General features: G+C 64.4%; 9 protein-coding genes. 3 read left to right on the forward strand and 6 right to left on the reverse strand.

Annotated elements, in window-relative coordinates:
• Positions 1-71: 71 nt before the first annotated feature.
• The 5 genes from ABIB49_RS06365 to ABIB49_RS06385 form a co-directional block, all read right to left on the reverse strand.
• Positions 72-713 (reverse strand): ribonuclease D, encoded by a 642-nt coding sequence (locus ABIB49_RS06365; protein WP_354156818.1) that lies wholly within the window; start codon positions 711-713, stop codon positions 72-74.
• A 4-nt stretch (positions 714-717) separates the two neighbouring features.
• The gene (locus ABIB49_RS06370) at positions 718-1,539 is read right to left on the reverse strand and encodes a hypothetical protein (protein ID WP_354156819.1); all 822 of its coding nucleotides are present in this window, start codon (positions 1,537-1,539) and stop codon (positions 718-720) included.
• Positions 1,540-1,811: 272 nt separating this feature from the next.
• Positions 1,812-2,675 carry an HpcH/HpaI aldolase/citrate lyase family protein gene (locus ABIB49_RS06375; protein ID WP_226774803.1) on the reverse strand — a complete coding sequence of 288 codons (864 nt, stop codon included), beginning with the start codon at positions 2,673-2,675 and terminating at the stop codon, positions 1,812-1,814.
• A gap of 103 nt (positions 2,676-2,778) precedes the next feature.
• On the reverse strand, positions 2,779-3,759 hold the full coding sequence (locus ABIB49_RS06380; protein ID WP_354156820.1) for an aldo/keto reductase: 981 nt from the start codon (positions 3,757-3,759) through the stop codon (positions 2,779-2,781).
• A complete protein-coding gene (locus tag ABIB49_RS06385; protein WP_354156821.1) occupies positions 3,756-5,462 on the reverse strand; it encodes a glycoside hydrolase family 13 protein in 1,707 nt (568 codons plus the stop codon). The genes ABIB49_RS06380 and ABIB49_RS06385 overlap by 4 nt, the downstream gene beginning before the upstream one ends.
• Positions 5,463-5,564: 102 nt before the next feature.
• Here ABIB49_RS06385 and ABIB49_RS06390 point away from each other — a divergent pair, with 102 nt between their 5' ends.
• Both ABIB49_RS06390 and ABIB49_RS06395 read left to right on the forward strand, forming a co-directional pair.
• Entirely contained in the window at positions 5,565-6,755 is a 1,191-nt protein-coding gene (locus ABIB49_RS06390; protein WP_282359781.1) for an ROK family protein, read from the forward strand.
• A gap of 198 nt (positions 6,756-6,953) precedes the next feature.
• On the forward strand, positions 6,954-9,929 hold the full coding sequence (locus ABIB49_RS06395) for an FG-GAP-like repeat-containing protein (RefSeq protein WP_354156822.1): 2,976 nt from the start codon (positions 6,954-6,956) through the stop codon (positions 9,927-9,929).
• A 286-nt stretch (positions 9,930-10,215) separates the two neighbouring features.
• On the opposite strand, the gene ABIB49_RS06400 is transcribed toward ABIB49_RS06395, so the two are convergent.
• Positions 10,216-10,875, reverse strand: a complete 660-nt coding sequence (locus ABIB49_RS06400) for an SDR family oxidoreductase (RefSeq protein WP_354156823.1) — start codon at positions 10,873-10,875, stop codon at positions 10,216-10,218.
• A gap of 239 nt (positions 10,876-11,114) precedes the next feature.
• Between ABIB49_RS06400 and ABIB49_RS06405 the strand changes: the two genes are divergently transcribed.
• Positions 11,115-11,500 (forward strand): IS110 family transposase (locus tag ABIB49_RS06405; protein ID WP_354156824.1); only part of this gene is annotated, 386 nt, incomplete at its 3' end.

The following is an 11,500-nucleotide window of genomic DNA, read 5'->3' on the forward strand; positions in this document are numbered from 1 at the left end:
GGGCCGGGCGCAGAACCGGGCTCCCGCGGCGGCTTCGGGCAGTACCGAGGACCTGTCTTACCCGGGAGTCACTAGTACGCGAATACGTCGCCAGATCCTCGTAGGTCCAGACTCACGCGCGTAGGAAGATACGAGTAGGAATCCTCGAGTTGGGCGTGTAATCCAGCATCGCGGCACTTGGAGGCCAAACTTCCGTAGAGCCGTATCAGGTGTGCCACGTCTACGGCAGCATAATCGAGTTGGGCGGCCGTCAATGTCGAAGCGAGCCAGTCCGAGACTTGAAGGTCCTTCTTGATCTTGACATTCAGGTGTCGCTGCAGCACAGGTTTGAGGCTATGCTCGCCTCCGCTCAGTTCAGGAGACAGGATTTTTGAAGCGATCTTCGTGCAGGCCACGTTTCTGGCGGTAATCCCCCATTGGTAGGTCATGAAGCGTAGATCAAATGGTGCATGGTGAAACACCTTCCGCACGTCATCGTCTTCGAGGAGAGCCGCGAGAAGCGGCGGGTGGACGCCTTGACTCATCACCACGACGACGACACGATCCTGTACTGCAACCTGACACGTTCCGATTCTGTCCGTTCTCCAGTTCAGACCAGAGGTCTCGATATCACACGCCACGACTGCACCGGACCTCGCCTGCTCGAAGAAATCACGCGGCAGATCGGCCTTGTGAACCTCCACTGCGGTATCACTGACAATCACAACAGTCACCTCACTAACTCGGAACCGGAAACATCTGCCGGCTCTGATCTTCGATTGCGGCAAATTCGTCGTAGACGAACTGATACAACTTGCCGCTCCTTACTACAAATGTTGGCACGGACGTACGACGTTTTCTTCCGTGTGAGTACATCGTCATGACAGCACGGTTGTCGAAGCGGTAACAGCTGAAAACTGCGTCACCCGCTCTTACGTAGACCTCAACGTCGCCGCCGCCTTCCTGTTTGAGGTCGCTAAATGCTCGGACAGACTCGCGGACTGTCTCCTGCAGCGCCTCGACTGTCGTATCAAATCGGTTTGCAAGCACGCGCATTGTCAGGTCGTCGTCCGGATCCGGCAGGAAGACGCGTATCCTAGTCCCCGGTCGTCGAGCAACAGCCCTCAATCGCGCGGAATGCGTGTTTCGCCACGTTCTCCCGTATGCTACCGCGATGTCGATTTTCGACACGCCGTCGAACAGCTCAGACCATTCAATATCGTCCAAGTACTGATCCGTTAATCGCAGGAGCCCTGCGTCAACGACCTCCGCACTCAACTGGGCATTGGCCAAAATTTCAGCCGCGAAGTGACGCCGACCTACCAATTCCCAGCCTACGGACAGGAGCCCGGACGCAATAACGAGGCCTGCAATCTGATTTAGCGTCGTCTGAAGGGGCAATGCCCCCTCGAACCACTCGTCGTGGGAAGTCACCCAGAACAAAAAACCCGCAAGCACGACGGCCACAAGTCCCAAAATGATTGCCCAGGCGTTACTGCCGGCACCAGCTGCCCATTTGGGTCGATTAGCCACCTGACTTCCTTTCTCGATTTCGGCCATGCCGAGCATGCCCTCCCTCGAGAAGGCTAATGGGGCCTTGCCTGAGACGCGGAGCCGCCACGCTAAATCAACCAGTTGGAACTCCTAGTTCCCCACCTTCTTCCGGCGTCGAGCGGCAGTTCGGTGAAGCCGCCGTCAGGGTCCTGCAGGCGCATCGCCGGGCGCCCGCCGTCGGGGTCCTGCGATGCTGCCGGGTCGTCCGGCCCGGCATCCCAAAAGACCCGCGGACCAGAGAACGGGGATTGGTCACGGGGTCTGCTTGGTGCGATTGCCTAGACGGCCGGCTGCACCCCAAAGGCTACCGCGAGCTTCATGATCTTCTCGGCGCGGCCCAGGCGCGGGAGGTCCGAACCGTCGCGGATGACGCGGCCGCTGGCCTCGAAGTCGGCCATGAAGTCGGTGGCCCAGGCGACATCCGACGGCGTTGGGCTGATGACCTCGTTGATGACGTTGGTCTGATCGACGGCGAGACAGAGCTTGCCAGTCATGCCCATCATCACCGTGATCCCGGTCTGTTCGCGCAGGATCGGGTGGTTGGTGCCGACAGTGGGGCCGTCGATGGGGCCAGGCAGGTTCCCGACCCGGCTTGCCACGACCAGCTTGGCCCGCGGGTAGGCCATCGCCTCAGGGGTGGCCGCCATACCCGTGTCGCGGCGGAAGTCGCCGGAGCCAAACGCGAGGCGGAACGCGCCCTGGGCCTTGGCGATGTTGTTGGCTTCCTCGATGCCCACGGCAGACTCGACGAGCGCGATGACCGGCGTCTTGCCGTCCATCCGGTGGAAGCTTTCGGTGACCTGGTCCGCGGACTCGGTCTTAGCCAGCATCACACCGAGTAGGCCCGGGGTACCCCGGAGACCGGCCAGATCGTCGGCCCAGAACGGGCTGGTAGCGTCGTTCACCCGGACCCAGGCACTGCCGCCGGCAGTCAGCCAGTCCACGACGTGGCCGCGGGCGGCATCCTTCTGGGACGGGTCCACCGCATCCTCGATGTCCAGGATGATGGCGTCCGCGCGGGAAACGGCCGACGGGTCGAAGAGTTCGGGTTTCATAGCGTTGACCAGCAGCCAGGAACGGGCGATCTCAGCTGGAATGTTGCGTTGAGGCCGGACAGTCCCGGCGGTGGTGGTGGAAGTCATGGGTCTACGCTATCCGTTCGAGGCCGTCCCCAGCCAAGTATTCCGCCTTCGAGACGGACCAATACGAGCAAAGTCACAAGCTACGGGATGTTAATGTCGCCAGTTACGGGATGTTACTGCCGCGGGCCGTCACCCACAGCCGGTACCACTCGGCCCGGGTCATGCCAGCGGCCACTGCTGCGGCATCAGCACAGGCCCGGATGCGTTCCGGCTTCGCAGTCCCGATCACCGGGGCAATCCCGGCCGGGTGCTTCATCAGCCAGCCCAGCACGATCGATTCCCCGGCGACGCCCTTCCGGGTGGCCAGCTCGGCCACCAGATGGCTGGTTACTTCCTCCGCCGGCGACGGCGTTGTGGCCGGCGCTCCGGTGTAGAGCCCCCGGGCCAGGGAACCGTAGGCCTGCAGGGCGATGCCGTGCCGGCCGCAGTGTTCCACCGTGCCGTGCGGGAAGCTGTAGTCCGCTCCTTCGGCATGGTTGACCAGCACCGTACTCTCCAGCCAGGCGCGTTGGCGCAGGCTCATCTCCAACTGGTTGGCGATGACCGGGGTTTCGAGCCGGTCCTGCAGGACCTCGATCTGCGCCCCGGACATATTGGATACCGCCACGGCCCGGACCTTGCCTTCGGCCATCAACTGGCCGACGGCGGAGGCCACCTCGGCGGGGTCCATCAGCGGATCGGGGCGGTGCAGCATCAGCACGTCCACGTAGTCCGTCCGGAGCCGGGAGAGGCTTTCATTGACTCTCGTCAGGATCCCGCCCCGGCTCAGGTCGTAGTACGTCTCAAGACCCTGCTCGTTGAGCCGGATGCCGCACTTGGTCTGCAGCCGGATCCGGTTCCGCAGCCCGGGGGTCTGCGCCAGCACCTCGCCGAACACGGCTTCGGACTTGCCGCCACGGTAGATGTCGGCATGATCGAACAAGGTGATGCCAACCTCAAGGGCAGCGTCCACGGCCAGCGCCGCCTCGTCCACGTCGGCGGACGCGTACGGTTCCGGAGACCAGCTGCCGCCCAGGCCCATGCAGCCGTAGATCAGCTCTTGGCCGCTACGACCTGCTGCCCCGTTTCCGTCCCGGGAGCTCACCGCAGCCAGGCGGTAGTGCTGCCCGGCAGGAGATTCCCCTCGAGCGGCCCGCTGCTGAGCAGGACCGACCCGGCCGGAAGTTCAACGGGTTCGTCGCCGAAGTTGGTGACGACCTGCCAGCCGCCGGGGCGGCGGAAGTGGAGGACACGGGCGTTGCCGGTTTCGAGCCATTCCAGTTCCTCCGAAGTCTGCAGTTCACGGCGCAGCTTCAAGGCCCGGCGGTAGAACTCAAGGGTGGAACCTTCCGCACCGTCCTCGGCCGCGACAGCGTAACGGCTGAACCACGCCGGCTGCGGCAGGTGCGCGCCGCCGTCGCCGAAGCCGAAGGAGGTGCCCTCGGCGGTCCAGGGCAGTGGCACGCGGCAGCCGTCGCGGCCGACCTCCACACCCTTGTTCCGGAAGAAGGTGGGGTCCTGGCGTTCCGAATCGGGGATGTCCCCCACCTCCTGCAGTCCGAGCTCCTCGCCCTGGTACAGGTACGCGGAACCCGGCAGCGCCAGCATCAGCTGTGTGGCGGCGCGGGCGCGGCGCAGTCCGAGCTCGACGTCGAGTTCCCCGGCCGGGGCGCCGGCCAGCAGCCAGCCCTTGCCGTCCTGGCCCTTGGCGTGCTTACCGCCACCCTGGGGCAGGCCGTAGCGGGTGGCGTGCCGGACGACGTCGTGGTTGGAGAACACCCACGTGGAGGAGGCACCGGATTCGGTGGCTTCGGCGAGGTTGCGGGTGATGATTTCATGGAACTCGTCAGCGTCGAAGTCGGCCTGGAGCAGGTCGAAATTGAACGCCTGGCCCAGGCCCTCGGGGCTGGCGTAGCGGCCGCGGCGGCTGGCATGGACCCAGGCTTCGGCCACGGCGGTGCGGGGAGGGTTGTATTCGTTGAAGACCTCGCGCCATTCGACGTAGATCTCGTGGACCTCGTCGCGGTCCCAGAACGGGTGCGATCCGTCGTCGAAGCCGTCAATTCCACTGTTGGCCTCGCTCAACTCGACCTTGGACAGCAACGGCTCGGTGAGGTCCTTGGTCAGGGCGTGGGCCACGTCGACGCGGAAGCCGTCCACACCGCGGTCGGACCAAAAACGCAGGGTCTTGAGGAAATCGTCGCGGATCTCGCGGTTGGCCCAGTTAAGGTCCGGCTGTTCCTTGGCGAAAATGTGCATGTACCACTGGCCCGGGGTGCCGTCCGGCTCGGTGATGCGTTCCCAGGCCGGCCCGCCGAAGACGGATTCCCAGTCCGACGGCGGGATCTCGCCGTTTTCGCCCTTGCCATCCCGGAAGATGTAGCGCTCCCGGGCGTCGGAGCCGCGCGGAGCTGCCAGGGCCTCTTTGAACCATTCGTGCCGGTTGGAGGAATGGTTCGGGACGATGTCCGCGATCAACTTAATGCCGGCGGCGTGCAGCGCCGCAGACATTTCGTCGAAGTCCGCCAGCGTGCCGAGCTTGGGGTCGACGTCGCGGTAGTCGTCGACGTCGTAGCCGCCGTCGGCCAGTGCCGAAGGGTAGAACGGGGAGAGCCAGACGGCGTCGATCCCGAGTTCTTTCAGGTACGGAACCTTGGCCGTGATGCCCTTGATGTCACCCAGGCCGTCGCCGTTGGAGTCCGCAAAGCTGCGCGGGTAGATCTGGTACACGGATGCTTGGCGCCACCAGTTGGGGTCGGCGGCGAGTTCGGAACCGGACAGGGTTGCCAGCGTGGCGGTATTGGACAAGGTGGTTATCCTCCGGGGCTCGGGACGGGTTCTGGTAATTTAGATACAAGCTAAATATATTGCCTGAACAATTATGGGTCCGGATCCGGAAGAGGTCAACATTTGCAGCCGACTGCCGCCGCCACCCCCCAGCTGCTGCGCCGGGTTAACGCAAGGTCCGTGCTCGGCGTCATCCGCGCGACGGAGGTGGCCACGGGGACAGAGCTGATGGCCCGGACCGGGCTGACGCGGGCATCCGTCATTGCCGTCTGCGAAGACCTGATCCGGCGCGGCTGGATCAGCGAAGTGGACGCCCGCGGTGCGGAACAACCCGCAAACCCCCGCAAAGGACGCCCCGCCCGACGCTTCGAGCTCAATTCCCGGGCTGGTTTTGTCCTGGGCCTGGATATCGGCGCAGCCACCACCACCGCGGCCGTCGCGGACCTCCGCGGTACCGTGCTCGGACGTTCCAGCCAAAGTTTTCGAGCCGCCGACATCCCTGCTGAGGAACGGATCGGCATCGTCGACCATGCCTGCCGCCGCGCTCTGGCGGCCGCAGGGACGAGCCCGGAACGGGTACTGGCCGTAGGGGCTGGAATCGCCGCGCCGGTGGACCGCGACGGCAGGGTGCTGGCGAACCAGCAGTTCTGGAGCCTGTTCGACGTCGGTCTCCGCTCCGCGCTGCACGAGCTGCACGGATGGACGGTTTTGCTGGAAAACGACGCGAACCTTGCCGCGCTCGGTGAACGCTGGCGGGGTTCAGGCGCCGGCGTCGATGACCTGGTGGTGCTGCTGGCCGGGGAACGGTTGGGAGCAGGGGTGCTGGAGTCCGGGCGGCTGCTCCATGGCCGCAGCGGAGCGGCCGGAGAAATGGGCTACCTGGACCTTGTGGAAGGCGTCGGCTCCAGCGACGGCATCGCCAGCCTGGCCCGGCAATGGTCCGCCGCCGAGGGCGGCTCCGGGTCCGGGGTCACGCCCGGGGTCACGGTGAGTGCGCGTCGTGTCTTTCAGGATGCCGCCGCCGGGGATGCTGCGGCGCTGGCCATCCTGGACCGGATTTGTGACCGGATGGCCCGGGTCATTGCCTCCGTGGCGAGCTTTATCAACCCCGAACAGGTGGTGATCGGGGGCGCGGTCGCTGAATCCGCCGGGGTGCTGCTGCCGCGGATCACCGAACTGCTCCCCCGGTTCACGGCCACTCCCCCGCGCGTTACCGTCTCACCCCTCGGCGGCTCGATTGTTAGTGTCGGCGCCGTCCGGCACGCCCTGGACTACGTCGAGGCGAACGCCCTGGAGCTTGAACTAGCGCAATAGCGACCCCGGGCCGAGGAGGGGATTCCCCAGTCCTGGCTCAGGATTAGGCAACGATTCGCTACTTTAGGCGAAATTTTGGTGCAAGTTGCCGTTTCCTGGTCCACGCCGTCCGTAGACTGACCTCGTCTCCCGGTCTCCCGGTCTCCCGGCCGTCTCGCTGAGCGTTCAGTGCGGCGGCAGTCTCATGAAAGTCTCCAATTGAATCTAATACGGAAGACGACTGCGCTGCTGGTGGCGCTAATCGTCACCCTTGCCACGCTGACCGCCGTGCCGCTCCCGACTGCCCTCGCAGAGCCCGCTCCCGTGGCGACGCCAACCGCGGCTGCTTCCCCGGGAGCGGCCACCACGGCCGAGCCGACTGCCGCCCCGAGTCCTGCGTCCAGCACCGCGCCCTCGACTGCGAGCTCCCCCTCGGCGACTGCCGCGCCGGCCCAGACGCCCCGTCCGGCCGCGACAACGACTTCCCCTCCGACGGTCGAGTCGCAGACCGTGACAACTCCGGAACCGTTGTTCACTGAAGTACTCGGCGGCAGCAACCCCACATCCAGCAAGCCGGTCGGGGTCGCTCCGACACCGGGCCTGAAGGGGGCAGCACCGGCAAAGGCAGCGACCGAGGCCTATTCCCTCGCCCGGAGCGGGGACATTAAGGTGAGGCTGGTTATGGTCCAGCTCGCGGACCGGAAAGCGGCGATCCCGGAGGCGGACGCCCGCGCCGCCATCGGCACCAGCAGCACCTACTGGCAGGCCATGTCGAACGGCAGGCTGTCCATGAGCGTCGCCTCGGTCGAAAACAGGTCGAGCCGGGCAACCTCCACGCAGAGCTATTCATCAATGATGAACACGATTGTCGGTGAAATCGGGTGGGCCCCCAGTGACTACACGGCGCTCGTCGTCTTCGTTTCCACCCCCACCCTCTCCGACGGAGCCTATGGCGCGGGCTGGAGCTACAGCGGGACGAGCGGACGCGTCATCATGCCGGTCCCCGCCGCCCTGACCAGAAGCGTGCTGACCCACGAATTCGGCCACGTACTGGGGCTGATGCATGCCAACCGGCTTCGGTGCGCGGACGGGGCAGTGGACACTGCCAGCAACGCCGATGGTTCGTTCGCCAACGGCACATGCAGCATTGAGGAGTACAAGGACAACCTTGACCTGATGGGTGTGTCCCAGACCAGCCAGCCGGTGGTGAGCTCCCCCATCTACGAATATGGCGGATTCGGCTCCGGCAACGAGGTCAGAAACCTCGGGAAGGTGGAGGGCAAAAATTCCTACACATTGAGGGCCTGGGGAAGTGCGGACGACCAGCGCTCCCTCAAGTTCACCGACCCCGTCAGCGGCGAGACCTACTTTCTGGAACTTCGTCTTCCGATTGGGAACGACTCGGCAACTGCAGTCAGCGGCAACCGCGGGGTAAAGGTTGTGCAGAGCTACGGTGCAGGCTCCATCGCCCTGCAACCCAATACCACGACATTCAGCGGCTATTACAGCTATAACCAGGCCTGGCAGGCGGGCCAGACTTTCACCACCCATGCTGGGACTAAGGTAACTTTCGACTGGGTCTCCGACTCCGCCGCCGGAGTCACGATCGATGCGCTCCCGCCGGCACAGGCTGTCCTTGTTACGCCGGGCGATTTCAACGGCGACGGGGTGGCGGACCTCATCCAGCGCAAGACCAACGGGGAGCTGTGGTTCTACCAAGGCGACGGCACAGGAAAATTCCCCGCCGGCCGGAGGATCGGCACGGGTTGGGACATCTACGACACCGTGTTTGGCACCGGAGACTTCAACGCTGACGGCAAGAATGACCTGGTGGCCAGGAAATACGACGGATCCCTGTGGTTCTATCCGGGAACCGGAGTGGTTTCCGGCGGCAGCGAGGGATATTCAGCAAGCGTCAAGATCGGCAACTTCGGCTGGGATGCCTTTGACGCGCTACTGGGCGTCCGGGACTTCGACGGGGACGGTAAAGCAGATATTCTGGCACGCCGGCCCGACGGAGTCCTGGTTCTCTATCCAGGCACTGGCACCGGTCGGCCCGGGGCTGCCCGGGAGATCGACTTTGGTTGGCAGATCTTTGATCGGCTCATCGCGATCCAGGATTTCAACGGCGACGGAACGAACGATCTGGCTGCACGCCGCCCCGACGGTACCTTGTGGCTGTACTCCAATACGGGGCAGGCAAAGCTCGTCAACGCCAAGAAGATCGGGACCGGGTGGGGCATATATGACAGCATCGCAGGTCCCGGCGATGCAAACATGGACGGCATGGCGGACATCGTGGCAAGCCAGGCAGACCGCAGCGTCTTCTTCTACGCAGGAACGGCAGGACGGGACCAGGGCTACTCCGGTGCCCGCAAGATAGGTGACTTCGGCTGGGACGCGTTCAACTACCTTGCCGCCACGAAGGACCTCAACGGCGATGGCATTGCAGACCTGCTGGCGCGCATGCCCGACGGCAGCCTCTGGTTTTATCCGGGGTCAGGCAGCGGTGACTACCGGGCGCCCACAAAAATCGGCAAGTTCGGCTGGGAAGTCTTTGATTCACTCGTGAGCGTCGGGGACTTCAACGGCGACGGAAAAAACGACCTCGTCGCCCGCATGCCGAACGGTACCCTGTGGCTGTATGCGGGCTCCGGGCGGGTAGACGGCACAAGCTCAGCGTTCTCCGGCGTCCAGAAAATTGGTGAGTTCGGCTGGGATTCCTTTACCTCATTGACCGGCACCGGCGACCTCACCGGCGACGGGAAAAGCGACATTCTGGCCCGCAAAGCCGACGGCTCACTGTGGCTCTACGCAGGCTCCGGCAGGGTGAATTCCACCAATAACGGCTACCTTAGCGGCCGGAAGATCGGCAACTTCGGCTGGGAGGTATTTGACCAATTGCTTGGCGTCGGTGACTTCAACGCCGACGGCAAGAACGACGTCGTTGCCCGGACTGCCGACGGAGGCTTGTGGCTCTACGCCGGGGACGGTACTGGCAGATTGCCGACGTCCCGGCGGATCGGAACCGGGTGGGATGTCTTCGACACAGTGCTCGGTGCGGGTAACCTGAACCGGGACAATTTCGCTGACCTCGTCGCCCGGCGCCCCGACGGTTCGCTGTGGGCCTACTCCGGAACGGGTATGCAGCCCAACGAGGGATATCTTGGCCGGGCATTTGCGGCAGCGTTCTAGGCCGCCAGGCTATTCGCTGCAGGCGGTGAAAAGCCAGTAGCTCAAGAAGGGCCCGACCCTTTGAACTGCTCCCCGAAAGTTGGACTGAAAATTCAGTCCTGACATACGGGGAGCAGTTTCATGTTTAAGGGCAGTTCGTTGCCTGAGGGACAGCGCGGGGCCGCGGGGACGCTGTTTTCGGCCGGCTGGGGCTCCAAGGCCCAAGAGAACAAGCTTCTAGTTGGCAGGGAAGCTGTCCTCCGGCCGGACGACAGATGGCGCTTTCGTGGCGTTAACGCCCGCTGGCTCAGCTCAAAGTCGCCAGCGCGGACGCGATCGGTACGGCCCCGTCGCGGAACTCAATCGTGCGGTGGATGGTCGCCGGCAGAGCCAGCACCGCGGCAGCAACAAGGGCCACGTTGTCCCGCGCAGTGGAGTTGCCGTCGGAAGTGTCGGACGGGTTGACCTCGATCTTCCCGTCGGCCCCGCCGTCCGTGAGGGACCCCGGTCCGAGGATGGTCCAGTCCAAGCTGGTGCCGCGCAGGTACGAATCCGCGGCGGCCTTGGATTCGGCGTAGGCGTAGAAGCTATTGTCTTCGGGGACGCCGTGGTCTTCACCCGCCCCCATGTAGGAGACCATAACGTAGCGGCTGACACCTGCCTGGGCTGCCGCGTCCATCGACCGGATGGCGGCGTCCCTGTCGACGGCGTACGTGCGGGCCACTGCGCCGCCACCGGCTCCGGCGGACCACACGACGGCGTCATGGCCGCGCAGTGCCTCCGCCATCAGATCGGTCGGGGCGCTCTCCACGTCCAGCACGGCCGGCGTGGCGCCGGTGCCGGCGACTTCCTCCTTCTGCCCTTCCTTCCGGATCACAGAAGTGACCTCATGCCCTTGCCCCGTCAGGATGCGGGACAGTTCCAGAGCCACTTTTCCGTGGCCGCCAATGATTGCGATTCGCGTCATAAGATCATTCTCTCCCACAGACCGTGGCCCTGGCCATGTTGTGGAATCACCCCTGGCTGGCTAGACCCACGATGATCATCCCTGGCGGGCTAGACGATATGAAGTGTGGTGGCCGGGCTGACGTAGGACTGGAACCCCGGGTTCAAAGACATTCGTGGGTTGCCGGTCCGGGTCTTTCCGCACGTAGGTGCGGGGTGTGGACTGGCAGAGCCACATTTGAACGTTTGGAGGTTCCAGCCATGAATAAGCGTACTTACGTCGGTTTGGATGTCCATGCGCGCAGCGTGAAGAGTTGCGCGATCGACCATGAGACGGGCGAGATCCTGAGGCAGAGCCTTGCCGCGAACGATGCGGGGATCACAGAGTGGGTTTCCGGGCTGCCGGGGCCGGTTCTCGTTGTCTATGAGGCAGGTCCGACCGGCTTCGGATTGGCCCGGCTACTGGTCAGTGCAGGGGTCGAATGCCTGGTCGCGGCACCGTCCAAGCTCCAGCGGCCGTCCGGGGACCGGGTAAAGACCGATGCCCGCGATGCCGAACATCTGGCCCGGTTGGCCCTGCTCGGACAGATCACGCCCGTGCGGGTTCCTGGCCGTGCGGATGAAGCGGCGCGGGACCTGGTGCGTGC

The organism is Arthrobacter sp. UYCu512 (genome assembly GCF_040547075.1).
Classification (GTDB): domain Bacteria; phylum Actinomycetota; class Actinomycetes; order Actinomycetales; family Micrococcaceae; genus Arthrobacter.